Source organism: Pseudomonas sp. IT-P44 (genome assembly GCF_949768225.1).
GTDB lineage: Bacteria > Pseudomonadota > Gammaproteobacteria > Pseudomonadales > Pseudomonadaceae > Aquipseudomonas > Aquipseudomonas migulae.
Map to the genome: position 1 here is coordinate 121,353 of NZ_CATKQM010000006.1, position 24,764 is coordinate 146,116.

Below are 24,764 nucleotides of genomic sequence, written 5' to 3' on the forward strand. Positions count from 1 at the left end.
AAAAAAGGTCGTTACCCTCACTCTTTGGCCAAGACGCCGTCGATCACCGCACCACGGCAGCCGGCAAACAGGTCCAGATCCTGGTTGTAGACCTTACTGTTGACCTCCAGCAGACCGAGCATCGAATGGAACAGGTTGTCCTGGCTCAGCGGCTTCTCACGGCTCAATTGCAGGCAGTGTGTGTCCACCGAGAACGACTTTTGATAGCTGTCAGAGAACCAGGCCAGCATCGCAACATGCTTCTGTTGCTCCGGTGCCAGCATGTAAGGCGTACCGTGGAGGAACAGATTGTATTCGCCCAGGGATTCGCCGTGGTCCGACAGGTAGAGCATCGCGGTATCAACTTTGTCCTGGTTGCTGCGCAACAGATCAATCAGGGTCGACAGCACGTGGTCGGTGTAAACGAGGGTGTTGTCGTAACCATTGACGATACTTTCGCGACTGCAATTATTCAGGGCATTACTTTCACACACCGGCGTAAAGCGTTCGTACTCTTTCGGGTAGCGCTTGAAATACTCCGGGCCATGACTGCCCATCTGGTGCAACACCAATACCGTGTCTTTATCCAGGGTGTCGATGAAGTGCTGCAAACCTTGCAGGAGAATTTCATCGCGGCATTCACTATTGGCGCAGAGCACCGGGTCTTTCAGGTTACTGACATCGTCGAGGGTGACGCGGTCGCACGTGCCTTTGCAGCCTGACTGGTTATCGCGCCATATCACCTCCAGGCCTGCACGCTTGAGCACATCCAGCAGGCCTTCTTCATTCTTGGCCTTGCTCGCGTTGTAGTCCTTGCGGCCCATGTTGGAAAACATGCAGGGCACCGACACGGCCGTTTCAGTACCGCAGGAATGCACATCGGTGAACGCAATCAGGCCGGCTTCTTTATCCAGTTTTGGCGTGGTGTCACGGTTATAACCCAGCACACCGAAGTTCTCGGCCCGGGCACTTTCACCGACCACCAGCACGGTCAGGGATTTGCGGCTGTGCGCTTGCCAGGTCGGATTTCTCTCGGCGTCCTCACCGATTTTAACGAAAGGCTGATGGGCCGAAGCGACTTGCTCACGCAGGTAGCTGAACGAGGCGCCGATGTAGTTACTCGGGACCACCATCAAACGCAATTCATGGTGATTGCGAAACAGTGAGGACAGGCCCTGATAGTTGACCAGTGCGACGCCACCGATCACCGCCACCGACGCCACACTTACCAGTACTTTACTGAGCAACTCACGGTGCCAGCGGCGGTAATTAATTGGCGTCTTCCACAACAACCACGAAGGTAAAACCCCGAGCAGAACAATATAAACAAGTAACTTTATAGAGAGTAAGTCACGCACTTCCGTGGCATTGGTTTGCGCAAAGTTACGCAACATGCCGGTGTCGATAAGTGCACCGTATTGCCCCATGAAATACGCCACCCCGGCGCTGATCATGAAGAGTAGGGTCAAGACCGGTTTTAACAGCGGGCGGAACGCCAACAGGGTCAATACGATGTTGAAAGCAGCCAGAATCATCAAGCCAAAAGCCACACGCATGACGATGCCTTGACCGTCGAACGCGGTGATTTCAAACAAATGTTGCCAGAGCACCAAATTAAAGCCTGTCAATAAAAAGGCACTGGCAATCAACGTCACCCACTCGGGGCGAACGGCTTTGAGTTTCCACATGATAATCGGCTGTTCCTGAAAAGAAGTGCCGTCGGCCAATGTGAAAATTTCATTGACCGCGACAGCACTAATGTTAAGTAGCCAACCATCAATTTTTTGTGAAAAAGAAGCCAACGATTAGTTGGCTTAAGGCGTTTAACTAAATCTTCAGTTGTATTTGAGAATGGTTCAGGCCTGGTTCAGGTACCAACGCCAATCCTGCTCACCGACCTCGCCCATGAATTGACGATACTCGGCACGCTTCACCGCGAGGTAAACACCCAGAAATTCTCTGCCAAAGGCCTCTCGCGCCCAGCCCGAACCTTCCAGTGCGCGCAAGGTGGTCAGCCAGTCGGTGGGCAGCAGTTCCGTGGCCTGGGCGTAACCATTGCCTTCCACGGGCGCACCTGGGTCCAGTTGTTCGCGAATGCCGCGATGGATACCCGCCAGAATCGCCGCAGCCGCCAGGTACGGGTTGGCGTCGGCGCCGCAAATGCGATGTTCGATGTGCCGCGAGAATGCCGGCCCGCCTGGCACGCGTAGACTCACGGTGCGATTGTCCACGCCCCAGGTGGCCGCCAGCGGCGCGTAGCTGTTGGTCTGGAAGCGACGGTAGGAGTTGGCGTTCGGACAGAACAGCAACAACGAATCGAGCAAGGTACTGAGCATCCCGCCAACCGCCTGTTTAAGCAGCGGCGTACCGTCTGCGGCTTCGCTGGCGAACAGGTTGTTGCCGTCCTTGTCCGCGAGGCTGACGTGCATATGCATGCCCGTGCCGGCCAGGTCATCGAACGGTTTGGCCATGAAGCACGCGGTCATCCCGTGCTTGTGCGCCACGCCCTTGACCAGGCGCTTGTAGCGCACGGCTTCGTCCATCGCCTGCAAGGCGTCGGTGCGATGCTCAAGGGTGATTTCCACTTGCCCCGGCGCGTATTCGGAAATCGCCGTGCGCGCCGGGATGCCCTGGAGTTTGCAGGCGTTGTAGAGATCCGCCAGAAACGGCTCGATCTGCTCCAGTTCACGCAAACCATAGACTTGAGTTGCGCGCGGGCGCCCGCCATCGACATCCCGCGCCGGTTGCGGCCGACCGTTGCTGTCGCGCTGCTGATCCAGCAGATAAAACTCCAGCTCCGCGGCCATCACCGGGTAATAACCGTCCGCCTGCAAGCCTTCGATCACCTTCGCCAACAGGTGCCGCGGGTCGGCGATGGTCGCCGGCATGCCCTCCTTCGGGTGCATGCTGACCTGCACCGCCGCCGTCGGAATCAATCGCCATGGCATGCGCGTCAAGCTGCCGCTGATCGGGTAGGCCCGGCAATCGATATCCCCCACGTCCCAGACCAGACCCGAGTTTTCCACGTCATCGCCGTTGATGGTCAGGCCCAGGATAGTGCTTGGCAGGGGGCGACCGCTTTCGTAGACCGCCAGCAGTTCATCGCGATGCAACAACTTGCCCCGTGGCACACCGTTGTTGTCGAGGATGAACAACTCGAACATCTCGATATCCGGATTCTGTTCCAGAAAAGTCAGGGCTTCTTGTTTCGTGGCGAAGGAGGTCGTGGCACAACTCATAAGAATTCTCTTGTTTCCGCGTCAGGCAAACGCGCAGGCGCTGCCGGTTTGATCCCGGCGCACAGCGCAGGACCTGTAGGAACAATCAACGGGAAAGGCAGGAATCCGGTGGGCGCGCGTGACGGCAATGCCACAACGCCCAGAAGGCGAGTTCGGAAGGAAGTGCGACTGGACAATCGTCCATAAAGAAGACCGCAGTAGACAGATGAGCAGCAGCGTCACATGGCTGGTTAAGTCGTTAAATCGGGATTTGAAGAACTTTGGTTGTGGGTTGGCTAAACAATCAACCAGCCACCCTATACCCAATGTGGCTGCCGCCACACAAACCATTGTAGGAGTGAGCCTGCTCGCGATGACGGAGAGTCAGGCAACATAAATATTGAATGAAAAATTGCTATCACCGGCAAGCCGGTCTCGCTCCTACAGGGTTCTGTGTTGCGCCAGAGGTATTTGATTTTTAAATACTGCGACGGACTTTCTGATTTGCGGCTTCCAGGCCTCTCGCGCCTAATCGGGCCCTGTCATTCAAGGTCCAATCGATGGAAAACGTCCGCGCCACTTCTCGCCTTGCCTTCTGGTTGATGGTCAGCATCATGCTCGTCGCCCTGAACCTGCGCCCGTCCATGGCCGCGGTCGGCCCTTTGCTCTCGGCGATTCGCGGCGACATCCCGCTGAGTTTCAGCCTGGCGTCGCTGCTGACCATGCTGCCGGTGATGGCCATGGGATTGGCGATGTTCTTCGGCCTCAGCGTCAGCCAATGGCTTGGCGAACAGCGCACGGTGGTGGTGTCGTTGCTGATCATCAGCCTGGCGACGGTGTCGCGCCTGTTCCTCGACTCCGCGGCCGAACTGATCCTCAGCGCCGTTCTCGCAGGTGTCGGTATCGCGCTGATTCAGGCGTTGATGCCGACGCTGATCAAGTCGCGTTTCAGCGACAACGTTTCCGTGTGCATGGGCCTCTACGTCACATCGATCATGGGTGGCGCCGCCCTCGCCGCGTCCTTCGCGCCGCTGGTGATGATGCGCACCGACAGTTGGCGGGGAGGCCTGGCGATCTGGTCGATCCTGGCATTGGTGGCGCTACTCTTCTGGCTTGGCCAACGTGCGGCGATGCCGGCACTACCCGCTCAAACGCAACGAAACAGGTCGTTCTTCGCCAATTCCCGCGCCTGGTTACTCGCCATCTTCTTTGGTCTGGGCACAGCGTCCTACACCTGCGTGCTGGCCTGGCTGGCGCCGTACTACATGGAAAAAGGCTGGAGCGAACAAAACGCCGGTTTGTTGTTAGGTTTCCTCACGGCCATGGAAGTACTGTCCGGCCTGGTGACGCCTGCGATCGCCAACCGCAGCCGCGACCGTCGCCTGGTGCTGGTGGTGTTGCTGGCGCTGATCATGGCCGGTTTCTGTGGGCTGATAGTGTGCCCGCAACACCTGAGTCTGTTGTGGCCGTGCCTGCTGGGGCTGGGCATCGGCGGACTGTTCCCGATGAGCCTGATCGTGTCGCTGGATCATCTGGACAACCCGCAACGTGCGGGCGGGCTGACGGCTTTCGTCCAAGGCATCGGCTACCTGATCGCCGGCCTCTCGCCGCTGATTGCCGGGATCATCCGCGATCAACTCGGCAGTTTCGAATGGGCCTGGTGGTCGCTCACCGGCGTCATGGCGCTGATGATGTTGATGGTCCTGCGCTTCAACCCGCGGCACTACGCCCGCCACATTCACTGACTCGGAAGCGCCCTCATGAAACACACCGGTTTCGCCGCCGCCCACTTCGGCATGCTGCTCTGGGCACTGTTGATCGCTGCTTCGTTTTCCGCAGCGGCGCAGGTCAGTCAGGCCATTGATCCGGTCCTGCTGACCGGCTTGCGCCTGCTGTTTTGCGCCCTGGTGTTTTTGCCGCTGTTGCTGATCAAGGGCGACACCGCCATGACCCGACGCGGGCTATTCGGCCATGCCGTCCTCGGCCTGCTGCTGGCGGTTTATTTTGGCTCGTTGTTCGAAGCGTTGCGCTACACCAGCGCGGTCAACACCGGCACGATGTTCACGCTGGTGCCATTGCTGACCCTGCTTTTCGAAGCCGTATTGATGCCGGACAGCAGCCTGAAACAAAGGGTATTGCCGATGTTGATCGCGGCCGCCGGGGCCGTGATGCTGGTGCTGAAAGGCGCGGGGCCGGGGGAGTTGCCGTCGCTCTATGCGATGTCGGTGTATGGGCTCGGGTGCCTGGCGATGGCGCTCTATTCGCCCCTGAGTCAGCGGCTGAAAACCAGCAGCCTCAAGGGTCGTGGCCCGGTGGGCATGACCTTCTGGAACATGCTGTTCGGTGCGTTGTTCCTGCTGGTGTTTTGTGGGGTCAGTGGAGGCTGGCGATCGGCATCGTTGCTGACCCTGAACGATTTTTACTGGCTGATTTACCTGGCGTTGTTCGCCACCCTGGCGACCTTCTGGTTGCTGCACCGGGCCATCGGTGTCATCGCCCCCTCCTCGGTCATTTCGTACATTTACCTGAGCACGTTGTTCATCACGCTGTTTCATTGGTTCTGGTGGCGTCAATCGCCGATGCCGCTGGAAATCGTCGGTGCGGTACTCGTAGGCATCGGCATGCTGGCGTTATTGATGTCCAGTCGTCGCACCGTGCATTTGGCACTGCCTCACAACTAAAAGGGAAACTTCCCACAAGGCATTCTCCTGGGACCATCGTTCCGCTAGGATCATTCGCACGAGTTTGCGCTCAGTCAGCGCAAGGATCACAGCGAGATGGAATGGATGCTGAACAGTAACTTGCTTAGAAAACTCGACATGCAGGACCTCATGGTGTTTATCGCCGTGTATGAACAAAGCAGCGTCACCGGAGTGTCCGAAACACTCTGCGTCAGCCAGTCCACCGTCAGTTACTGCCTGAAAAAGCTACGCAGCGGATTCGAAGACGAATTGTTCATCAACACCCGCGCGGGGATGCGCCCTACTTACAAAGCCAGCACCATGTACACCCACGTGCTGAAAATCCTCGACAGCATCAACCTTTGTCACGCCGGGGCACAGGCGTTCGACCCTACCCTGCAACCGGTCACCTTCAACATCTGCGCACCGGAATACTTCGAGCAGTTAATCCTTCCGCGTTTATTGAAAAGCTTTGATTTCGCCGACTTACCGGTGATGGTCAACATGCACAAGTTCGAAACCGACATCCCCGCCGAAGAACTGCGCGACGGCAGTCTCGACCTGGTGATTTGCTTCGGCCCGAATTTTCATCGCAGTCATACCGACTTCAAATCCCGCATGCTGCTGGAGGACGATCTGGTCTGCGTCTTCGATAAACGCGCCACGCCGCTGGAGCCGCGTTTAAGTCTACAAGCCTTCACCGAACGCCGACACGTGTTTCCTACACCCTGGACATCGACCACCAACATGGTCGACGGCTGGCTGGCGCAGCAAGCGCAAAAACGGCAAATCGTCGCACGCTCCAACAGCTACAGCGCAGCGCTGAAAATGATCACAGGCACCGACTTCATCGTTACCCTGCCCCGACGCATCCAGCACTTACTGGCCAGCGAGGCGATTTTCAATCACTGCGAAGCGCCCAACGGCTTGCCGGGTTTCACCCTCGACATGCAATGGAGTCAAGGCGCCGATCAGGACAGCGCCAATACCTGGCTGCGTGAACAAGTGGTCAAGGCCTGCACTGAACAGGCCACTGCCTGAGACTCAGTTGTTGATGGCGACTTTGCTGTAGGACTCCCGATCGATGTCGAGGATTTCTACAGCCAACTGCACTTCAACCCCCGCCGGCCATTCACACAAGTCCTGCACCACCGCCAGCAGGCTTTCGGATAACTGCTTTTTGATCTGCGGCGAGCGGCCACTCAACAACGCCAGTTTCACGTGCACAAATGCTCGCTCAGCCAATGCAGTACCGACCTTGAAGGTTTCGACCTTCACGGCTCGGCTTTTGATGTCGTATTCGGCAGCAAACTGACCGGAAGCCACCAGCGTATTGTTGAGCCGGATCAACGCCACGTCGGCGTTCAAATCAGGCAGGTTGGCGGTGTATTCCATGTGCAGGTGGGGCATGACGTGGCTCCTGAAAGTAGGCGGAAAGGTCGTACATATAACACAGAGTGGTCCTGCTCACCGGGACGGCGGCGACGCTAAGCGCTCACTCATGAACGCCTCCAGTCGCGAGCGCAACCAGCGCTCGGCGGGGTCGGTGTCGACGTGGCTGAGCCAGACCATCGACAGGTCAAGCGTCGGTGTCTTGAACGGAAAAGGCTCCATGAACAACTGACCGGATGCCGCCATCGCCTCGGCGGTGTAATCCGGCAGGCTGGCGATCAGATCGGTTCCGGCGAGCAAGGCTGGCAAGGAACTGTATTGCGGCACGGATAACACTACGTGGCGTGTACGCCCGATCTCCGCCAGCCACTCGTCAGCGTAACCACTGATGTTGGCGGTGTGAGACACCAGCACGTGCGGGCGCGAGCAATATTCATCGAGGGTCAGTGGCGTGTCGGACGCATCGGCGCGCAGGATCCTGGGCTGGATGTGTCGCAACAATTTGCGCTTGGCATTGGCCGGCAGACCCCGGGTCTGGCTGATACCCACGGTGATGTCGCCGGATGCCAGCAAATCGGGAATTCGCCAGTAATCGACATGCTGCACCACAAACACCACCTTCGGCGCTTCCTGACGCAAGGCACGCAGCAACGGCGGCAACAGGCCGAACTCGACATCGTCCGACAGCCCGATACGAAACGTCATGGTGCTGACGGTCGGGTCGAAATCATGGGTCAGGCTTAACGCCACCGACAACGAGTCCAGCGCCGGCGACAAATACTGAATCAGCTCCTCAGCCCGGGCGGTCGGCTCCATTCGATGGCCAACCCGAATGAACAGCGGGTCGTTGAACATCGTGCGCAGGCGGTTGAGCGCCGAACTGATGGTTGGCTGCCCGAGAAACAACTTCTCCGCCACACGGGTAACGTTGCGTTCGAGCATCAAGGTTTCGAACACCACCATCAGGTTGATATCCGCCTTGCGTAGTTCGTTGCGATTCATCCACTGCCCCCAATCCCCAAATCTGCTGACAGTTTAGGTAGCTGTCGCAACGGGCGTCTATGCGACTCAAGCAGTTTGCATTTGATCGGGCTGCAAGGCTGCTTGAAACGAAGCTGCCCTGATTGAGCAGCTTCACCGCTCGAGGCCTAGATTTCCTTCACCGGAGTCTGATCCTGAGTGCCCTTGATCAGGCTGATGGCATGCACGCAATCCGCCTTGTTGACGTAAGCCTCCCCGCTGGCAATCGTTTCATTATTCCCCGCCCGTAAACGCCACCGCCATTGACCTTTGCCGGTGTGCGGGGTGCCACGGGTTTGCCTGTAAATCTCAAAGTACATTGATCGCTCCTTGCGATGACTGATAACGGCAGGTCAGTGACCTGCGAAACCAGAGTAGATGAGGATTTTGGGCGGCGAGGTTTTGCAATGTCAGGGGATATTTCGGGGAAGAAGCCTTGGTTCACGGGGCAACCAATGGATAGGGCGCAGGTTAAATAGACTGACTCGGGGGAGTCACTTTTCTCAAGAAGGGGTTTATCTTTCTTACGCCGATTGGCTGCTGGATCCTACACAAACACATCAAATGGAGTTGTACATGCAACGGGGCATCACTTTTTCTCTAATCCTTCTGACCACAGCGCTAAGTGCTTGTACGTCGAAGAGTCCAGCCACTGACCAATCCCTCGTCGGCTCATGGCAAGGAATGCGCGAAGAAAGCGGGAAATGTCAGTTCCTGTCGTGGAATACCCATTTCGAACCCAATGGTCGCTTCTCGATTACGTTCTTCAAAGATGCGCAACAAACCAGGCCCATTCAAACCGAGCGCGGGTCATGGTCTGCGGCCAATGGCAAGAATGAGCTTAAAACAGACGGCGTTCGTACTCCGGAAATCTATAACTACAAAATGCTGGACGGAAACACTGTTCACTACGTGAACACCGTCAAAGATCCTACTGCCGACTGCCAAGAGGACTACGAGTTCACGGAGCATCGGGTTCGGGGCTAGACCTTGAGCCTTTCAATTCCCCGAAAACGAAAAAGCCCCGTAGCTGAATAAGCTACGGGGCTGAATGAGATGGCCAGTCGGACCAAGAAGCCCTGCAGGTTTACGCCTGCAGGGCTTTTTTGTTTAACGTAAAGGCAGACTCCGGCATCGTCTGACAGCCCCTTCCTGATTTGTCCAAACCCCTGGCGACATCAGGCTTGGCCCCTAAGCTCTGCGACGTGCGGGGCGAAAAGGCCCTGACCACCGACAATCATGCGAACTCAAAAGGAGCCTCTGCAATGGCTAGAGATAAAGCAAAAGACGACAAGCACTTCAACTGTACCCAAGCCCATGAAGCCGACTACGTCGCAGGCCTTTACCCTCATGCGAAGGAAGAGGTCAAAACATTACTGGCATCCGCCTGCAAGGACAAAACCTTGCACAACTCCACACACAGGGATGTCTACGAGCTGATCAAGAGGAAACTGGGTTACTCGCAGCCGTAAGATTGGCGGGCTAATACGAGCTTGGCGCACGTCTCCAGATAATCCGTGACGGCCTCTCATGCCTGGGTAACGCATTACTTGACTGCCATGAGCAAGGCAGTTGTGGATGATGTACACAAGGTGTTGACGAGGTGGCCACCGGTGAAGACCGACGCCTAGTACTTGCTTGTTGGTGCCTCTAAAAATGCCCTGAAAAAAATCTACAGAAACAAAAAAGCCCCGTAGCTTATTCAGCTACGGGGCTTTTTCTATGTAATGGCGGAGAGATAGGGATTCGAACCCTAGGTACCGGTGAAGGTACAACGGATTTCGAATCCGTCCCATTCGGCCACTCTGGCATCTCTCCAACGGCGCGCATCATAACAACACTTTTGCCGGAAGCGAACCCCCAAAGCGAAATTTTTTCCGTGCTATCAGATGCTTGCGTCGATTAAAGCGGTACGCCCAGACGATTGGCGACTTCTTCGTAGGCTTCGATGACGTCACCGAGGCCCTGACGGAAGCGGTCCTTGTCCATTTTCTTGCCGGTGGCCTTGTCCCACAGACGGCAGCCGTCCGGGCTGAATTCGTCGCCCAGGACGATGGAGCCGTCGGAGAACACACCGAATTCAAGTTTGAAGTCGACCAGCAGCAGGCCGGCGTCGTCGAACAGTTTGCTCAGGACTTCGTTGACCTTGAGCGACAGTTCTTTCATGCGAACCAGTTGCTCGGCGGTGCCCCAACCGAACGCCACGACGTGGGATTCGTTGATGAACGGGTCGCCCTTGGCGTCGTCCTTCAGGAACAGTTCGAAGGTGTAAGGGTTGAGCTTCATGCCCTCTTCGACACCCAGGCGCTTGACCAGGCTGCCGGCGGCGTAGTTACGCACGACGCACTCGACCGGGATCATGTCGAGTTTTTTCACCAGGCATTCGTTGTCGCCCAGCAGTTTGTCGAATTGAGTCGGCACGCCGGCTGCTTCGAGTTTCTGCATGATGAAGGCGTTGAACTTGTTGTTCACCATGCCTTTGCGGTCGAGCTGCTCGATGCGCTTGCCGTCGAACGCCGAGGTGTCGTTGCGAAACAGCAGGATCAAGCGGTCAGCGTCATCGGTCTTGAAAACCGATTTGGCTTTGCCGCGGTAGAGTTCTTCACGTTTTTCCATGATGGGCTCCGCTTGCTAAGTAGGTGGGCTAGGCGATGTGTCGCCAGTCGAGCCCTGAATCTTGATCGGCCAGTTGCAGCCAGTCCGGGTCGCACCCGAGGGTGTCGACAAAACATTGCCGGGCCAGCTGCGGCAGGTTGTTCTTGCTGCTCAGATGGGCCAGGACCAGGTGTTGCAGGCCTTGCCAGCCCAACTCGGACACCAGGAATGCCGCCTGGTGGTTGTTCAAATGTCCCAGTTCACCACCCACCCGCTGCTTGAGAAAGTACGGGTAGTGACCGCGAGCCAGCATGTCACGGCAATGGTTGGCCTCGATCATCAACGCATCGAGGTCACGATAGCCGTCCAGCACCTTGTTGCAGTACGAGCCCAGGTCGGTCAACAGGCCGAAGCGCCGCTCACCGTCACTGAACACATATTGCGTCGGCTCCTGTGCATCGTGGGCCACGGCAATGACGCCGATGCTCAGTGCGCCGATCTGCAGTTGCTCGCCGCCAGCCAGAAGGCCAGCCGGTTCAATCGGTTTGCGCATCCCGCGCAGGGTGCCGCGACTGAGGTAGACAGGCAGATTGTAGCGCCGAGACAGCAAACCCACGCCATGCACGTGGTCGGCATGTTCGTGGGTTACGAGTATCGCGCTCAACTGCGCCGGGTTCACACCCAGGCGCAGCAAGCGTTTTTCGGTTTCCCGCAAGGAGAAACCACAATCCACCAGCACATACGTATCAGCGCTGGCTATCAGCGTGCCGTTCCCTTGGCTACCGCTGCCGAGAACGGCAAAACGCATGTGATCAGCCCAGGTTGTCCTGAATCACGCTCAACACTTTGCGCGCCACGTCAGCCGGCGCCACGGTGTTGATGTTTTTCTCGACGGTGACCTGAACGGTATCGCCTACCTTGCTCAGGCGAACCTGATAACGCTCGGCACGGGCTTCAACCTCTTCCTTGTCCGGCTTGCTGCCGAACAAACCGCTGAGGAAACCAGGCTTCTCGTCTTTCTTCTCGGCTTTTTCGGCCAGGTTGATGTAGTACAGGCCCAGGCTGCGGTTGATGTCTTCAACGCGCCATTCGCCCTGCTCCAGCGCACGACCGACGCTCGACCAGGCACGATCCAGGTCGGTGCCGACGTTCAGAACCGGGTTGCCGCTGCCGTCTTCGCTCAGGCTGACACGGCTTGGCGCATCAAAATCACGCGAGGCCAGCATGGAGACCGAACCGCCCTTCTCCGACGTGCGGCTCATGCTTGCCAGCATGTCGTCGACCAGCGCTGCGTCCAGGCCAGTGTTGACCGAACGGTTGGTGAAGGCCACATCGGCGGTGCTGCCGGCAGGACGCTCGGCGCTGACCACATAAACTTCACTGGTGTTGCGCTGCACGCCTGGCTCGATACGGACCCGCACGCGGGTTTCGCTGTCGGCGCCGACACCGGCTGCGCTCAGGCGCTTGGCCATCGCTGCGGACAGTTCGTCGGAATGCTGCCAGGTGGTGGTGAATTCGCCGGTTTGCGGGCGCTGTTCATCCAGACGGAAACCGTTGTCCTGGAAGAACTGCACAGCCACTGGCCAGACTTCGGCTGGCGGGTTTTGGGCCAGGATCGATCTCGAATCACCGCTCTTCTGCAGCGAGTAGGCACTGGCATCGGCAGCAGCGGACAGCGGCTGCGGACGCGGCACGATGTATTCGCCCTTGACGGTGTCATCGGCCACGTTGCGCGGGATCGGCAGCAGCGGATCCAGACGCTTGGCGGTGCTGACGTCCGTTGGCAATTGCATAGGTGCAGTCTGTTGCGCTTCCAGGTAATCGCTACCACGGTCACGGAAATAACCTTCCGGGCCCCAGACCCATCCACAGCCACTGGTGCTGGAGATAATCAAGGCAAGTGCGGAAAGTCCGGCCAATCGCTTCATGCGTAGTGCTTCCTCAATTAAACCAGTACGCCGGACTGGCGCATGGCCTGCCGCAGCGGTTCGTGACAGGCAGCGCTGAGCCAGGTGAGCGGCAGACGGATACCGTCCGGCATCAAGCCCATTTCATGCAGCGCCCATTTCACGGGGATAGGGTTGGATTCGATAAACAGGGTTTTATTGAGCGGCATCAGCTTTTCGTGAATCGCGCGGGCCGTGACGGCATCGCCTTTCAGAGCAGCGTTGCACAGGTCGGCCATGTCGCGCGGGGCAACGTTGGCGGTCACCGAAATGTTGCCTTTACCGCCGAGCAGGATCAGCTCGACCGCTGTCGCGTCGTCGCCGGAAAGCACCACGAAGTCTTCGCTGACGCCGTCGATGATCGCTTTGGCACGGGCCAGGTCGCCGGTGGCTTCCTTGATACCGATGATGTTTTTCACGGTCGACAGGCGGATCACGGTTTCGGTCAGCATGTCACACGCCGTACGGCCCGGTACGTTGTACAGGATTTGCGGAATGTCGACGGCTTCGGCGATGGCCTTGAAGTGCTGGTACAAACCTTCCTGGGTCGGCTTGTTGTAGTACGGCGTCACCAGCAGGCAAGCATCGGCGCCGGCGGTCTTTGCATTGGTGGTCAGCTCGATGGCTTCGCGGGTCGAGTTGGCGCCGGTACCGGCGATCACCGGAATGCGCCCTGCAACCTGCTTGACCACGTAACGAATCACTTCGATGTGTTCGTTCACGTCTAGCGTGGCCGATTCACCTGTCGTGCCGACCGCCACGATGGCGTGGGTGCCGTTTTGCAGGTGAAAGTCCACCAGTTTGCTCAGGCTGTCCCAGTCGAGACGACCCTGTGCATCCATGGGTGTGACCAGTGCCACCATACTGCCCGCAATCATGCAACCGCTCCTGCCGGAAAAAGAGAGCCGTAATGGTACTGGCGCCAAGATGCTTGTACAAGCGAAGTACTGCGCTGCTGCCATTCCCCTTGGCGCTGCTTTTCGCTACCCTTCAGACTTTGATCGGTACTGACAAGCTCGTACGCCGGGTTTCAGCCTCCATTTTCGGCATCACAAGCCCCGATCCAGCGTTGCCACCCTTCGCTCTTGCCTTAATGGAGCACGTTGCAACCTCCGGCTCGGGTTTTCTGAATTCGCATCCGCAGGCTCGCCCCCGGCAATAAAAGCCCGTAGAAGTATCGACCGCTCATCGCTTTAGGAATGCTGCATGTCCACCCCCACAGTTCGCGAACAATTCCTTGTCATCAGTGCCCTCGGCGCCAACCCCATGGAGCTGACTAACGTCCTGTGCCGCGCCAGCCATGAAAATCGCTGCGCCGTGGTCACCTCTCGCCTGACCCGTCATGGCGAGTGCAGTGCGTTGATCCTCGAGATCTCCGGCAGCTGGGACGCCCTGGCGCGCCTGGAAGGCAGCCTGCCGAGCCTCGCCAAGAAGCACGCCTTCACGGTCAACGTGGTGCGCAGCGCGGCACTGGAGAACCGTCCCCAGGCCCTGCCGTACGTTGCCTATGTCAGCTCGGCTTACCGCTCGGACATCATCAACGAACTGTGCCAGTTCTTCATGGACCACAACGTCGAGCTGGAAAACCTGACCTGCGACACCTATCAGGCACCGCAAACCGGCGGGACCATGCTCAACGCCACGTTCACCGTGACCTTGCCGGCTGGCGTACAGATCAGCTGGTTGCGCGACCAGTTCCTGGATTTCGCCGACGCGCTGAACCTGGATGCCCTGATCGAACCGTGGCGCCCACAAAACCCAATGTAAGGAAGCTTTCATGGCCGTTGCCATCGACCAACCGGTTGCCGACTTCGAAGCACCCGCCACCAGCGGACAGACCGTCAGCCTCGCGAGCCTTAAAGGCAAGCAAGTGGTGATCTACTTCTATCCGAAGGACAGCACGCCGGGCTGCACGACCCAGGGCCAGGGCTTTCGCGATCAGCTCGACGCCTTTAAAGCGGCGAACACCGAAGTCTTCGGCGCGTCCCGCGACAGCCTGAAATCTCACGAGAACTTCAAGGCCAAGCAAGCGTTCACCTTCGAGCTGATCAGCGACAAGGAAGAGGCGCTGTGCCAGCTGTTTGATGTGATCAAGCTGAAGAAGCTTTATGGCAAGGAATACATGGGTGTTGATCGCAGCACGTTTTTGATCGACAAGAACGGTGTACTGCGTCAGGAATGGCGCGGCGTGAAAGTGCCGGGACATGTGGATGCTGTTTTGGCTGCTGCGCAGGCATTGAACAAAGCCTGATTTTGATGGCGCCTTTTCTGACGCCTTCGCGGGCAAGCCTCGCTCCTACAGGTTTTGAGTCGCACCCAAGAACCCTGTAGGAGCGAGGCTTGCCCGCGAAGGGGCCATTAAGCCTGAACGTTAAAGCAGAGGTGCCACAACAGGCTCTTTGCGTGGCCAAGCGTCGAGCACCGCCTTGAACAGCGTCGCCAGCGGAATCGCAAAAAACACCCCCCAGAATCCCCATAACCCGCCAAACAACAACACCGCGCAGATGATCGCCACCGGATGCAGGTTGACCGCTTCCGAGAACAGCAGCGGCACCAGCACATTGCCATCCAGCGTCTGAATAATTCCGTAGACCGCCATCAAATAGATGAACTGATCGCTCCAGCCCCACTGGAACAACGCAATCAGCAGCACCGGCACGGTCACCACCACGGCCCCGACATAGGGCACCACCACCGACACGCCTACCAGCAACGCCAACAGTGCCGCGTAGTTGAGCCCCAGCACGACAAACGCGATGTAGGTCACGCCACCGCAGATGAAAATCTCAATGACCTTGCCGCGAATGTAGTTGGCGATCTGCCGGTTCATTTCGTGGGCAACACGGGTGATCAGCGCGCGCTCACGAGGCAGATAACCGCGAACCCACTGGCCGATCATTTCCCGGTCCTTGAGAAAGAAGAACACCAGGATTGGCACCAACACCAGGTAAATCATGATGTTGACCAACAGCGGCAGGCTGGACAGCGAGAACGTCAGCGCCCATTGGCCGAACTTGCCGATCTCACCGCGTGCCGCCTCGATGGCCTGCAACACCTGCTCGTCGGACACCAGATGCGGATATCGCTCGGGCAGCAGCAACAACAGTGATTGCCACTTGGCGAGCATGCCGGGCAACTCGTTGAACAAGGTGATCAACTGGTGCCAGAGCAACGGCACCACGACAATAATGAACACCAGCAAAACGCCCATGAACAAGGCAAAGACCGCTCCGACGGCCACCCCGCCCGGCACCCGCAGGCGCTCAAGTGTCACCACCAATCCTTGCATCAGATACGCCAGCACCATCCCGGCGAGCACCGGCGCAAGCATGCCGCCCAAGGTGAGCACGGCGGTAAACGCCAGAAACAGCAGGACCGCCAGCACCACCGCTTCTTCATCGGAGAAATAGCGCTGAATCCAGTCGCGTAACACTTTGAACATCAATAATCCTTAGAAACGAACGCAGCAATTTTCAGGCTTTTTTCAGCCAATAGCGGTAAACACCCGCTTCATCTTCTTCGCGAAGCAGCGTATGACCGGCCAAACGGGCAAAGGTGCGGAAGTCGCGCTGCGAACCCGCATCGGTGGCGATCACCTTGAGTACCTCGCCGCTGGCCATCTTGTTGAGTTCCATCTTGGCCTTGAGCAGCGGCAACGGACAATTCAGGCCGCTGGCGTCCAGTTCGGCGTCATGGGCTACAGCGTCGGTCATTGCGTTACTCCGGTTCAGGTGGTCGAGCGGCTTAGAATATCTGGTCCGAAGCGTACTGTCCGGCTACAGTAAGGTCTTTGTCGACTAAGGCTTTGTGCATGACTTTTTTGCGCCCTACCCTGCTGACGCTCGCTTGCCTGCTCGCCTCACCGGGCTTCGCCGACGACCTGCCGTCACTCGGTGACGCCAGTTCTGCAATCGTCTCGCCACAACAGGAGTATCAGCTGGGCCGCGCCTGGCTGGCGCTGCTGCGCAGTCAGGTTGACCAGCTCAATGACCCGCAGCTCAAGGACTATGTCGAGTCCAGCGTCTACCGGTTGGTTGAGACCAGCCAGGTCAATGACCGGCGTCTGGAGTTCATCCTGATCAACAGCCCGCAGCTCAACGCCTTTGCGGCGCCGGGCGGGATTGTCGGGGTCAACGGTGGTTTGTTCCTTAATGCCCAGACCGAAGGCGAATATGCCTCGGTACTCGCTCACGAATTGGCTCACTTGTCGCAGCGCCACTTTGCCCGTGGCGTCGAAGCGCAACAACGCATGCAGGTGCCGATGATGGCCGCACTGCTGGCCGGGATCGTGATTGCCGCTGCCGGTGCCGGCGATGCCGGGATCGCGGCCATTGCGGGCACGCAGGCGGCAGCGATTCAGGAACAACGACGCTTCTCGCGCCAGAACGAGCAAGAGGCCGACCGCATCGGCATCCTCAACCTGGAAAAAGCCGGTTACGACCCACGCTCGATGCCAACCATGTTCGAGCGGTTGGCGCGCCAATACCGCTTCGACGCCAAGCCACCGGAGTTCTTGCTGACTCACCCGGTGACCGAATCGCGTATCGCCGACACCCGCAACCGCGCCGAGCAGGCAAAACCCGGCGGCATTGAAGACAGCATGCGTTATCAACTGATTCGTGCGCGAGTCCAGCTGATCTACGAAGAAACCCCAGGCCTGGGCGCCAAGCGCTTCCGCGCACAACTGGATGAAAACCCGAAAAACGATGTTGCGCGTTATGGCCTGGCGATCGCCCAGATAAAGGGCGGCCAACTGAACGAAGCACGGGAAAATCTCAAGTTGCTGCTGGCCAAGTCGCCGAACGAGATCATCTACAACCTGGCGCAGATCGATCTGGACATCACCAACAATCGCCTGCCGGACGCCCAAACCCGGGTGGACCGGATGCTGACTCAGTATCCGGGCAACTATCCACTGAACCAGGTGCGTGTCGATTTGCTGCTCAAGCAAAACCGGGCGCCCGAAGCGGAAAAAGCGCTGGAGAACCTGCTCAAAAGCCGTCCCGATGATCCGGATGTCTGGTACATGGTGGCGGAAACCCGTGGCCTTTCAGGCAACATCATCGGCTTGCATCAGGCGCGCGCCGAGTACTTTGCGCTGGTTGGCGACTACCGCCAGGCCATTCAGCAACTGGACTTCGCCAAGCGCAAGGCCGGGACCAACTTCCCGCTGTCATCGCGTATCGACGCCCGCCAACGGGAACTGATGGAGCAGGAGCGCATGATCAAGGACATGATGGGCTGACACTTTTCACCAGGCATAAAAAAACCGCCTCTTTCGAGGCGGTTTTTTATTCAGCCGACAACCGGTTTATTCAGCCAGTTTGAAGGTGATGAAGCTGGCGCGATTCTGACGCAGAACCCGCATCGACACCGAGCGGTTCTTCGGCAGCGCCTTGGCGATATCGGTGAACTCCTTGGCGGAACCAATCGCCTGATTGTTCAGGTGAGTGATGACGTCGCCTGGCTGCAAGCCGATCAGGGATGCAGGACCGTCCTGAACTTCCTTGATCACCACGCCACCTTTGAGGTCGTAGGTTTTCTTCTGTTCGTCGGTCAGCTCGACCACGGAAACACCCAGGCGATTGCTGCTGCGCTCGGTGGCCGATTTCGGCAAGGCATCCAGCTCTTTGCCCTCTTCAGGGATAGCGCCGACGGTCAGCTCGACATTCTGGCGCTTACCTTCACGAATCACTTCAAGGTTTGCCTTGGCGCCAGCCTTCAGCGCGCCGACCAGATGCGGCAGATCGGCAGACATGACGATCGGTTGACCGTTCATGCTCAGGATCACGTCACCCACTTGCAGGCCACCCTTGGCCGCCGGACCGTCATCCTGGATCTGCGCCACCAGTGCACCGGCCGGTTTATCAAGACCGAACGACTCGGCCAGATCCTTGCTCACTTCCTGAATCACGACGCCCAACCATCCACGGCTGACCTTGCCGCCGCTTTTCAGCTGGTTGGAAACGTCCATGGCCACATCGATCGGGATTGCGAACGACACGCCCATGAAACCACCGGAACGGGTGTAGATCTGAGAGTTGATCCCCACCACTTCGCCCGCCAGGTTGAACAGCGGACCACCAGAGTTACCCGGGTTGATCGGCACGTCGGTCTGGATGAACGGCACATAGTTTTCGTTCGGCAGGCTGCGACCGATGGCACTGACGATGCCTTGGGTCACAGTGTGGTCGAAACCGAATGGCGAGCCGATGGCCACGACCCACTGGCCAGCCTTCAGATCCTGGGATTTACCCAGTTTCAGGACCGGCAGATCCTTGCCTTCGATTTTCAGCAGCGCCACGTCGGAGCGTGGATCGGTGCCGACCAGTTTGGCTTTCAACTCACTACGGTCAGCGAGACGGACGAGAATTTCGTCGGCATCGGCGATCACGTGGTTGTTGGTCAGGATGTAGCCGTCAGACGAGATGATGAAACCCGACCCCAACGACTGGGCTTCGCGCTGACGATCACCGCGCGGCGTACGCGGTTGTGGCGGCATGCCGCGCTCGAAGAACTCGCGCAACATCGGCGGCAAGCCTTCAAGGTCTGGCATCTGCTGGCTCGACACTTTGCGGTCCGGCAGTTTCTGCGTGGTACTGATGTTTACCACCGCGGGCGAGGCCTGCTCGACCAGCTGCGTGAAGTCAGGCAACTCGGCCGCTTGTACAGCGACCGCCTGACCGAGCACCAGCACGGTGGCAAATATGGAGAGGTAAGACTTCAAGCGTGGTATCGACATACGGCTCCCGTTACGACGAGCATGGTTAAGCGATATGGAGCAAGGAACACCGGGAACGATACGCCGGTATTTTTGTTCCGGGAACAACAAACAAGGCCAGAGCCGAGGGGCTCTGACCTATAAAAAATTTCGGGGATATTTGCAAATTGAAATGCTCACCAAACATTTCGGTTTCAGCTCACTACTGGGTTGCAGTGGCATCGGAGCGCATGGACAGCGCAATCCGTTCAGCGGTGCCTACCGGGATTTCACCGACGACGGTGACCATCATCTCGCCTTGAGGGGTGGTCAAGCGCCGGGATACAGCGACGGTCGGGCCCAACTGAGTGCGGGTATCGGTGACGGGGGCACCATTGAGCGGTTCAAGGAACACCGAAAAACGTGCGAGACCATCGTCATACATCAGGCTGCTGACCTGGGTTTTGGTCGCGGGATCCTTGCGTGAAGTGCTGCTGGTCAGCTCAAAGCCGGCAGGCAACCAGTCCGAATGCCAGGTCTGGGCAGCCTTGACGGCTGAAGCCTTGTCGCTGTCGAGGGTGATGGCTTTGCAATCCGGGCCTGCCTGCAAATCGTCGTCGGAGGGCAAATCGGAGGTATCCAGCTGCGTGAACTGGAACCGCTCCAGCAACTGCCCTTTTTCATTCAGAAGCAATGATTTGAGCGGCAGGCCGGTTTCTTTATCCAGATGCAATTCAAAACCGTAGCGATGTTGATCGCGAGGCGTCAGGGTAACGATGACTGCCGCACGTCCGGCCACACGCGACTTGCCGATGACGGCAAGGTCGTACCAATTCTTGAGCTTCTGTGGATCGAGTGTACGAGCAGCGGAGTTGGGGGAGTCCCCAAGCCCTGCAATCAGAAGACCGCTGACGCATTGAGTATGCCCATCAATGCGTACAACTTCCTGAGCCTGGCCGTCGAGCTGGAGTAAACGCTCATGGACCTTGCCATCCTGGACGCGGTGCCAGATGTTGTGGGTAGAAAAACTACCGTTTCGCTCGTAGACAAAAGTACCGTGAAAGCTTTGCTGCTGCTCGGCCTGGCCAAGACGGGTCAACCAGTCTTGTGCCTCATCGGCATGGGCTGGAACAATGAACCAGCCACTAAGCAGAAGCGAAAGTAGAGGTATGGCGCGCATGATCCTCCTTAACGGTTTTCCAGGCTCGCTGCACGAGCGTAAGGCAGAGCGCTCTCAGTACCTTTCAGTGCAGCCTGTTGAGCATGTTGGCGCAAGTAGCCTGGCAAACGCTGATCGTGCCAGCCCGGCTGAGCCTGCAATACGCCGTTGGCCATAGGACCAGTGGCTTCCGAGCTCTCATTATAGCCTGCCAAAACAGCTGGACCCTTGACCTGAGGAACGGCCAGACCCGGTTGAGTGGAGTGCTGAGCCAACTCGACACCCGCGATCTCGTCCTGATTGTACAGACGAACACCTGCCAACACGGCGACGGTAACCGAAGCGGCTACAGCGAGGCGACCCAGGCTGCGCCATGGACCACGGGAGACTTTCGCCGGTACGGCTTCATCAGCCAGCGCAGCAGAAACGGCCGCTGCAATGTCCAGACGTGGAAGCAGCAGATCCTTGTGCATCACTGCCCGAGCGATTTGATAACGAGCCCATGTTTCACGGGTTTCAACATCGTCAAAGGCATTCAATACCCGACGCAATTCCAGTTCGTCCGCTTCGTTATCCATCACTGCGGACAGCGATTCCTGCAGGGCTTCACGACTCATGGCGTTCCTCTCTTGGCTGTCGCCGCTGTCTCAGTTTTCCTGCAACAACGGCTGCAGGGCTTTATCGATGGCCTCCCGAGCGCGGAAAATCCGGGAGCGCACGGTACCCACCGGACACTGCATGACTGCCGCAATGTCCTCGTAACTCAGACCATCAAACTCACGTAAAGTTAAAGCCGTACGCAAATCTTCCGGCAGTTGCTGAATGGTTCGATGGACGGTGCCTTCGATCTCATCCCGCAGCAATGCGCGCTCAGGCGACTCGAGATCCTTGAGGCCATGATCGCCATCGTAGAACTCTGCATCTTCGGAACTGACATCGCTATCCGGCGGCCGACGGCCGCGTGAAACCAGATAGTTTTTCGCCGTGTTGATGGCGATGCGGTAAAGCCACGTGTAAAACGCGCTGTCCCCGCGAAAATTTCCAAGCGCACGGTACGCCTTGATAAAGGCTTCTTGTGCCACATCCTGGGCTTCATGGGTGTCGTGCACGAAACGCACGATCAACCCGAGAATTTTGTGCTGATATTTCAGCACTAGCAGATCGAAAGCTCGCTTGTCGCCGCGCTGAACGCGTTCGACCAGCTGCTGATCCTCTTCCTGGGTTAGCATGAACTCTCCTCGATAAGCTCGGAGGAAGCTTGCATAACTAAACGACCAGACTTGCAAACATAGACTCGGGCTTTTCGCAAAAGTTCTCCCCCTCCAAGCAAGTTTCCTGCGGGCTCTGATTTGGCACGCACGAAAAGCGCAGCTCGGCATAACCCGGCTGCGCGAATAATCTTGTCATCGGATTCGCCGGCAAGGATCAAACCGCAATCCTGCATTGAAGCCGACACTGTCCCTTGATTCAGGCAACGGTCTATTGATCTTGGGCCTTTGGCAAAAGTTCCAAATATTTATAGCTGCGCAAGACCGACATTGTGCAACCGTGAATGGAAAAAGACTGTTAAATCGACGATACAGTCTTCTTGTCGCCGAACCGGCCGAAAAATCATCCGACGAAGCGTCAAGTCTTTTCCGTCACAGTAGTTTCACAATGCCATGTGACCTCGGCTATTGTGCCGCTCCCCCCCTCTATATACTAGTGCGCTGTGTGGCCGTCTTGACTCGTCGTTCCGGGAGTCATGCGCCAACCCCGACCCGGGTCGCTTTGAGCGGAATCCTGAAATGAGCCAACAGTTTCAACACGATGTTCTGGTGATTGGCAGCGGTGCTGCCGGTTTGAGCCTTGCGCTGACCTTGCCCGATCATTTGCGCATTGCCGTACTGAGCAAAGGCGACCTCGCCAATGGCTCGACCTTCTGGGCCCAGGGCGGTGTCGCTGCCGTGCTGGATGACACCGATACCGTTGAATCCCACGTCGATGACACCCTGAATGCCGGCGGTGGCCTGTGCCACGAAGACGCCGTGCGCTTCACCGTCGAGCACAGCAAAGAGGCCATTCAATGGCTGATCGATCAAGGCGTGCCGTTCACCCGCGATGAACAATCCGGCACCGAAGATGGCGGTTTCGAGTTTCACCTGACCCGCGAAGGCGGTCACAGCCATCGGCGCATCATTCACGCCGCCGATGCCACCGGCGCAGCGATTTTCAGAACCCTGCTCGACAAAGCCAGACAGCGGCCCAACATCGAGTTGCTGGAACAGCGGGTCGCCGTCGATCTGATCACCGAGAAGCGCCTGGGCCTTGAAGGCGACCGCTGCCTCGGCGCCTACGTGCTCAACCGCGGCACCGGGGAAGTCGACACCTACGGCGCACGCTTCGTGATCCTCGCGTCCGGCGGCGCCGCCAAGGTCTACCTCTATACCAGCAACCCCGACGGCGCCTGCGGTGATGGCATCGCCATGGCCTGGCGTTCGGGCTGCCGGGTGGCGAACCTGGAGTTCAACCAGTTTCACCCGACGTGCCTGTATCACCCGCAAGCCAAGAGCTTCCTGATCACCGAAGCCCTGCGCGGCGAAGGTGCGCACCTGAAGCTGCCCAATGGCGAACGCTTCATGCAGCGTTTCGACCCGCGCGCCGAACTGGCGCCACGGGACATCGTCGCCCGGGCCATCGACCATGAGATGAAGCGCCTGGGTGTCGATTGCGTTTATCTGGACATCAGTCACAAGCCGGAAGCGTTCATCAAGACGCACTTCCCGACGGTGTACGAGCGCTGCCTGGAGTTTTCCATCGACATCACCAAGCAACCGATTCCGGTGGTTCCCGCAGCGCACTACACCTGCGGCGGCGTGATGGTCGACCAGCAGGGCCGCACCGACGTGCCGGGGCTGTATGCAATTGGCGAAACCAGTTTCACCGGCCTGCACGGCGCCAACCGCATGGCCAGCAACTCGCTGCTGGAATGTTTCGTTTACGCACGCTCGGCAGCGCAAGACATTCTCGAGCAACTGCCGCAGGTTTCGATTCCGGTCGCCCTGCCCGTCTGGGATGCCAGCCAGGTCACCGACTCGGATGAAGACGTGATCATTGCGCACAACTGGGATGAACTGCGGCGATTCATGTGGGACTACGTCGGCATCGTGCGCACCAACAAGCGCCTGCAACGTGCGCAGCACCGCGTGCGGCTGTTGCTGGACGAAATCGACGAGTTCTACAGTAACTACAAGGTCAGCCGGGATTTGATCGAGCTGCGTAACCTGGCCCAAGTGGCGGAACTGATGATTCAGTCAGCCATGGAGCGCAAGGAAAGTCGCGGCCTGCATTACACCCTCGACTACCCGAACCTGCTGCCGGAGGCGCTGGACACTATTCTGGTGCCGCCCACCTACGCCGACTGAACGTGAGCCGAACCCGCAGGCGTCGGTGCACATCCGCCGCCTGCGAATCCCTGGGCACACAGATCGCCCGGACCCGCCGCTCGCCCTGCAGGCGAAAACGCAGGACGACGACCAGCGGCAGCGCGAGGCTGTCCGGCCGTAGCTGAACCGCCTGCCAACCGGCCGCCTGATTCCACAACTGCCAGCCATCCGCATCGCGACGCAAGCCGCGAAACGCCTGTGGGTGTGTCAGTAAAATCTGGCGTGGCAATGCCCAAACGCCATGAGCCAGGCAGCAAGCAGCGCCGAGCAGACTGGCCCAGACCGGCATGGCAAGCAGAAACAACGCACCCAGCGCGAACAGCTGGGCCAACAGATACGCCGCCAGCAACTGCCGTGAGGCATGCCAGCGGCATTCGAACGCATTACTTGGGCTGGACACGATCCAGGATCATGCGAACCATGCGCTGCAGCTCCGGATCTTCCGACTCGGCGCGTTCCATGAACCAGCCGAACATGTCCTGATCTTCGCATTCGAGCAGCTTGCGGTAGCAATCGCGGTCGACATCATTGAGGTGCGGGTAGACCTCTTTCACGAACGGCACCAGCAACACGTCAAGTTCAAGCATGCCGCGGCGGCTGTGCCAGTAGAGGCGATTCAGTTCAACATCTTCGACCATGGAGCGCTCCT

Annotated in this window: 26 protein-coding genes, 1 tRNA gene and 1 pseudogene; 10 read left to right on the plus strand and 18 right to left on the minus strand. The window is 58.2% G+C overall.

All coding sequences use genetic code 11. The features are described 5' to 3' along the window. Positions 1–17: 17 nt before the first annotated feature. Positions 18–1,667 carry a phosphoethanolamine transferase gene (locus ACM6IO_RS02880; RefSeq protein WP_207286120.1) on the minus strand — a complete coding sequence of 550 codons (1,650 nt, stop codon included), beginning with the start codon at positions 1,665–1,667 and terminating at the stop codon, positions 18–20. A gap of 168 nt (positions 1,668–1,835) precedes the next feature. Next, entirely contained in the window at positions 1,836–3,218 is a 1,383-nt protein-coding gene (locus ACM6IO_RS02885) for a glutamine synthetase family protein (protein WP_008034959.1), read from the minus strand. A 539-nt stretch (positions 3,219–3,757) separates the two neighbouring features. Here ACM6IO_RS02885 and ACM6IO_RS02890 point away from each other — a divergent pair. The 3 genes from ACM6IO_RS02890 (at position 3,758) to ACM6IO_RS02900 (ending at position 6,919) form a co-directional block, all read left to right on the plus strand. Beyond that, entirely contained in the window at positions 3,758–4,942 is a 1,185-nt protein-coding gene (locus ACM6IO_RS02890; RefSeq protein ID WP_414910870.1) for a cyanate transporter, read from the plus strand. Between the two features lie 15 nt (positions 4,943–4,957). Next, entirely contained in the window at positions 4,958–5,878 is a 921-nt protein-coding gene (locus ACM6IO_RS02895; RefSeq protein ID WP_414910871.1) for a DMT family transporter, read from the plus strand. Between the two features lie 105 nt (positions 5,879–5,983). Then, the gene (locus ACM6IO_RS02900; RefSeq protein ID WP_192228717.1) at positions 5,984–6,919 is read left to right on the plus strand and encodes a LysR family transcriptional regulator; all 936 of its coding nucleotides are present in this window, start codon (positions 5,984–5,986) and stop codon (positions 6,917–6,919) included. Between the two features lie 3 nt (positions 6,920–6,922). On the opposite strand, the gene ACM6IO_RS02905 is transcribed toward ACM6IO_RS02900, so the two are convergent. The 3 genes from ACM6IO_RS02905 to ACM6IO_RS02915 all read right to left on the minus strand — a co-directional run bounded on the left by ACM6IO_RS02905 (position 6,923) and on the right by ACM6IO_RS02915 (position 8,610). Next, complete coding sequence (locus ACM6IO_RS02905; RefSeq protein ID WP_192228700.1) at positions 6,923–7,288, minus strand: 5-carboxymethyl-2-hydroxymuconate Delta-isomerase; 366 nt, start codon at positions 7,286–7,288, stop codon at positions 6,923–6,925. A gap of 57 nt (positions 7,289–7,345) precedes the next feature. Further along, positions 7,346–8,272, minus strand: coding sequence for a LysR family transcriptional regulator (locus tag ACM6IO_RS02910; protein WP_008034933.1), 927 nt, complete (start codon positions 8,270–8,272; stop codon positions 7,346–7,348). 146 nt (positions 8,273–8,418) lie between these two features. Then, a complete protein-coding gene (locus ACM6IO_RS02915) occupies positions 8,419–8,610 on the minus strand; it encodes a YegP family protein (protein ID WP_008034931.1) in 192 nt (63 codons plus the stop codon). Positions 8,611–8,866: 256 nt separating this feature from the next. On the opposite strand from ACM6IO_RS02915, the gene ACM6IO_RS02920 reads away from it, so the two are divergent. From ACM6IO_RS02920 to ACM6IO_RS02930, 3 genes and pseudogenes are all read left to right on the plus strand, one after another. Continuing rightward, entirely contained in the window at positions 8,867–9,277 is a 411-nt protein-coding gene (locus ACM6IO_RS02920) for a hypothetical protein (protein WP_192228699.1), read from the plus strand. Positions 9,278–9,555: 278 nt separating this feature from the next. Continuing rightward, on the plus strand, positions 9,556–9,762 hold the full coding sequence (locus tag ACM6IO_RS02925; protein WP_008036137.1) for a hypothetical protein: 207 nt from the start codon (positions 9,556–9,558) through the stop codon (positions 9,760–9,762). 48 nt (positions 9,763–9,810) lie between these two features. Next, positions 9,811–9,921, plus strand: a pseudogene (locus ACM6IO_RS02930) (DUF3077 domain-containing protein); the annotation flags it as partial. Between the two features lie 97 nt (positions 9,922–10,018). On the opposite strand, the gene ACM6IO_RS02935 reads toward ACM6IO_RS02930, so the two are convergent. From ACM6IO_RS02935 to dapA, 5 genes are all read right to left on the minus strand, one after another. Then, a tRNA-Ser gene (locus tag ACM6IO_RS02935) sits at positions 10,019–10,108 on the minus strand. An 84-nt stretch (positions 10,109–10,192) separates the two neighbouring features. Next, positions 10,193–10,906: a phosphoribosylaminoimidazolesuccinocarboxamide synthase gene (purC, locus tag ACM6IO_RS02940; RefSeq protein ID WP_008034929.1), complete on the minus strand. Its 714-nt coding sequence runs from the start codon at positions 10,904–10,906 to the stop codon at positions 10,193–10,195. Between the two features lie 28 nt (positions 10,907–10,934). Further along, positions 10,935–11,693: an MBL fold metallo-hydrolase gene (locus ACM6IO_RS02945; RefSeq protein ID WP_008034928.1), complete on the minus strand. Its 759-nt coding sequence runs from the start codon at positions 11,691–11,693 to the stop codon at positions 10,935–10,937. Positions 11,694–11,697: 4 nt separating this feature from the next. Continuing rightward, positions 11,698–12,813, minus strand: a complete 1,116-nt coding sequence (bamC, locus tag ACM6IO_RS02950; protein ID WP_008034927.1) for an outer membrane protein assembly factor BamC — start codon at positions 12,811–12,813, stop codon at positions 11,698–11,700. A gap of 17 nt (positions 12,814–12,830) precedes the next feature. Continuing rightward, complete coding sequence (gene dapA / locus ACM6IO_RS02955; protein WP_008034926.1) at positions 12,831–13,709, minus strand: 4-hydroxy-tetrahydrodipicolinate synthase; 879 nt, start codon at positions 13,707–13,709, stop codon at positions 12,831–12,833. 328 nt (positions 13,710–14,037) lie between these two features. Here dapA and ACM6IO_RS02960 point away from each other — a divergent pair, with 328 nt between their 5' ends. Together ACM6IO_RS02960 and ACM6IO_RS02965 are read left to right on the plus strand one after the other, a co-directional pair. Beyond that, on the plus strand, positions 14,038–14,598 hold the full coding sequence (locus ACM6IO_RS02960; RefSeq protein ID WP_008034925.1) for a glycine cleavage system protein R: 561 nt from the start codon (positions 14,038–14,040) through the stop codon (positions 14,596–14,598). A 10-nt stretch (positions 14,599–14,608) separates the two neighbouring features. Then, a complete protein-coding gene (locus ACM6IO_RS02965; RefSeq protein WP_414910872.1) occupies positions 14,609–15,082 on the plus strand; it encodes a peroxiredoxin in 474 nt (157 codons plus the stop codon). A 120-nt stretch (positions 15,083–15,202) separates the two neighbouring features. On the opposite strand, the gene ACM6IO_RS02970 is transcribed toward ACM6IO_RS02965, so the two are convergent. Together ACM6IO_RS02970 and ACM6IO_RS02975 are read right to left on the minus strand one after the other, a co-directional pair. After that, positions 15,203–16,273 (minus strand): AI-2E family transporter, encoded by a 1,071-nt coding sequence (locus tag ACM6IO_RS02970; protein WP_008034923.1) that lies wholly within the window; start codon positions 16,271–16,273, stop codon positions 15,203–15,205. A gap of 31 nt (positions 16,274–16,304) precedes the next feature. Beyond that, a complete protein-coding gene (locus ACM6IO_RS02975; protein WP_414910873.1) occupies positions 16,305–16,544 on the minus strand; it encodes a sulfurtransferase TusA family protein in 240 nt (79 codons plus the stop codon). A gap of 98 nt (positions 16,545–16,642) precedes the next feature. Here ACM6IO_RS02975 and ACM6IO_RS02980 point away from each other — a divergent pair, with 98 nt between their 5' ends. Continuing rightward, positions 16,643–18,076 carry a M48 family metalloprotease gene (locus tag ACM6IO_RS02980; RefSeq protein ID WP_008034920.1) on the plus strand — a complete coding sequence of 478 codons (1,434 nt, stop codon included), beginning with the start codon at positions 16,643–16,645 and terminating at the stop codon, positions 18,074–18,076. A gap of 66 nt (positions 18,077–18,142) precedes the next feature. Here the strand turns inward: ACM6IO_RS02980 and ACM6IO_RS02985 are convergent, their stop codons facing one another. From ACM6IO_RS02985 to rpoE, 4 genes are all read right to left on the minus strand, one after another. Further along, complete coding sequence (locus ACM6IO_RS02985) at positions 18,143–19,573, minus strand: DegQ family serine endoprotease (protein WP_008034918.1); 1,431 nt, start codon at positions 19,571–19,573, stop codon at positions 18,143–18,145. Positions 19,574–19,754: 181 nt separating this feature from the next. Continuing rightward, entirely contained in the window at positions 19,755–20,711 is a 957-nt protein-coding gene (locus ACM6IO_RS02990) for a MucB/RseB C-terminal domain-containing protein (protein ID WP_008036016.1), read from the minus strand. Between the two features lie 8 nt (positions 20,712–20,719). Further along, positions 20,720–21,307: a sigma-E factor negative regulatory protein gene (locus tag ACM6IO_RS02995; RefSeq protein ID WP_008034916.1), complete on the minus strand. Its 588-nt coding sequence runs from the start codon at positions 21,305–21,307 to the stop codon at positions 20,720–20,722. A gap of 30 nt (positions 21,308–21,337) precedes the next feature. Then, a complete protein-coding gene (rpoE, locus tag ACM6IO_RS03000) occupies positions 21,338–21,919 on the minus strand; it encodes an RNA polymerase sigma factor RpoE (RefSeq protein WP_007944079.1) in 582 nt (193 codons plus the stop codon). Between the two features lie 558 nt (positions 21,920–22,477). Between rpoE and nadB the strand changes: the two genes are divergently transcribed. Then, positions 22,478–24,094 (plus strand): L-aspartate oxidase, encoded by a 1,617-nt coding sequence (gene nadB / locus ACM6IO_RS03005; RefSeq protein WP_280163204.1) that lies wholly within the window; start codon positions 22,478–22,480, stop codon positions 24,092–24,094. On the opposite strand, the gene ACM6IO_RS03010 is transcribed toward nadB, so the two are convergent. Together ACM6IO_RS03010 and ACM6IO_RS03015 are read right to left on the minus strand one after the other, a co-directional pair. Beyond that, positions 24,063–24,515, minus strand: a complete 453-nt coding sequence (locus ACM6IO_RS03010; RefSeq protein ID WP_414910874.1) for a protein YgfX — start codon at positions 24,513–24,515, stop codon at positions 24,063–24,065. The two genes, nadB and ACM6IO_RS03010, sit on opposite strands and share 32 nt — an antisense overlap. Beyond that, positions 24,499–24,753, minus strand: a complete 255-nt coding sequence (locus ACM6IO_RS03015; RefSeq protein WP_007944081.1) for a succinate dehydrogenase assembly factor 2 — start codon at positions 24,751–24,753, stop codon at positions 24,499–24,501. Before ACM6IO_RS03015 ends, ACM6IO_RS03010 begins: the two co-directional genes overlap by 17 nt. Positions 24,754–24,764 lie beyond the last annotated feature (11 nt).

Bases quoted from the DNA above. Each gene is read 5' to 3' on its own strand.
- dapA (WP_008034926.1), bottom strand. From the start codon at position 13,709: ATGATTGCGGGCAGTATGGTGGCACTGGTCACACCCATGGATGCACAG.
- ACM6IO_RS02965 (WP_414910872.1), top strand. From the start codon at position 14,609: ATGGCCGTTGCCATCGACCAACCGGTTGCCGACTTCGAAGCACCCGCC.
- ACM6IO_RS02900 (WP_192228717.1), top strand. From the start codon at position 5,984: ATGCTGAACAGTAACTTGCTTAGAAAACTCGACATGCAGGACCTCATG.
- ACM6IO_RS02970 (WP_008034923.1), bottom strand. From the start codon at position 16,273: ATGTTCAAAGTGTTACGCGACTGGATTCAGCGCTATTTCTCCGATGAA.
- ACM6IO_RS02905 (WP_192228700.1), bottom strand. From the start codon at position 7,288: ATGCCCCACCTGCACATGGAATACACCGCCAACCTGCCTGATTTGAAC.
- ACM6IO_RS02960 (WP_008034925.1), top strand. From the start codon at position 14,038: ATGTCCACCCCCACAGTTCGCGAACAATTCCTTGTCATCAGTGCCCTC.
- ACM6IO_RS02915 (WP_008034931.1), bottom strand. From the start codon at position 8,610: ATGTACTTTGAGATTTACAGGCAAACCCGTGGCACCCCGCACACCGGC.
- purC (WP_008034929.1), bottom strand. From the start codon at position 10,906: ATGGAAAAACGTGAAGAACTCTACCGCGGCAAAGCCAAATCGGTTTTC.
- ACM6IO_RS02945 (WP_008034928.1), bottom strand. From the start codon at position 11,693: ATGCGTTTTGCCGTTCTCGGCAGCGGTAGCCAAGGGAACGGCACGCTG.
- ACM6IO_RS02910 (WP_008034933.1), bottom strand. From the start codon at position 8,272: ATGAATCGCAACGAACTACGCAAGGCGGATATCAACCTGATGGTGGTG.
- ACM6IO_RS02890 (WP_414910870.1), top strand. From the start codon at position 3,758: ATGGAAAACGTCCGCGCCACTTCTCGCCTTGCCTTCTGGTTGATGGTC.
- nadB (WP_280163204.1), top strand. From the start codon at position 22,478: ATGAGCCAACAGTTTCAACACGATGTTCTGGTGATTGGCAGCGGTGCT.
- bamC (WP_008034927.1), bottom strand. From the start codon at position 12,813: ATGAAGCGATTGGCCGGACTTTCCGCACTTGCCTTGATTATCTCCAGC.
- ACM6IO_RS02895 (WP_414910871.1), top strand. From the start codon at position 4,958: ATGAAACACACCGGTTTCGCCGCCGCCCACTTCGGCATGCTGCTCTGG.
- ACM6IO_RS02990 (WP_008036016.1), bottom strand. From the start codon at position 20,711: ATGCGCGCCATACCTCTACTTTCGCTTCTGCTTAGTGGCTGGTTCATT.
- ACM6IO_RS02880 (WP_207286120.1), bottom strand. From the start codon at position 1,667: ATGTGGAAACTCAAAGCCGTTCGCCCCGAGTGGGTGACGTTGATTGCC.
- ACM6IO_RS03015 (WP_007944081.1), bottom strand. From the start codon at position 24,753: ATGGTCGAAGATGTTGAACTGAATCGCCTCTACTGGCACAGCCGCCGC.
- ACM6IO_RS02920 (WP_192228699.1), top strand. From the start codon at position 8,867: ATGCAACGGGGCATCACTTTTTCTCTAATCCTTCTGACCACAGCGCTA.
- ACM6IO_RS02995 (WP_008034916.1), bottom strand. From the start codon at position 21,307: ATGAGTCGTGAAGCCCTGCAGGAATCGCTGTCCGCAGTGATGGATAAC.
- ACM6IO_RS02985 (WP_008034918.1), bottom strand. From the start codon at position 19,573: ATGTCGATACCACGCTTGAAGTCTTACCTCTCCATATTTGCCACCGTG.
- ACM6IO_RS02980 (WP_008034920.1), top strand. From the start codon at position 16,643: ATGACTTTTTTGCGCCCTACCCTGCTGACGCTCGCTTGCCTGCTCGCC.
- ACM6IO_RS02975 (WP_414910873.1), bottom strand. From the start codon at position 16,544: ATGACCGACGCTGTAGCCCATGACGCCGAACTGGACGCCAGCGGCCTG.
- ACM6IO_RS02885 (WP_008034959.1), bottom strand. From the start codon at position 3,218: ATGAGTTGTGCCACGACCTCCTTCGCCACGAAACAAGAAGCCCTGACT.
- ACM6IO_RS02925 (WP_008036137.1), top strand. From the start codon at position 9,556: ATGGCTAGAGATAAAGCAAAAGACGACAAGCACTTCAACTGTACCCAA.
- rpoE (WP_007944079.1), bottom strand. From the start codon at position 21,919: ATGCTAACCCAGGAAGAGGATCAGCAGCTGGTCGAACGCGTTCAGCGC.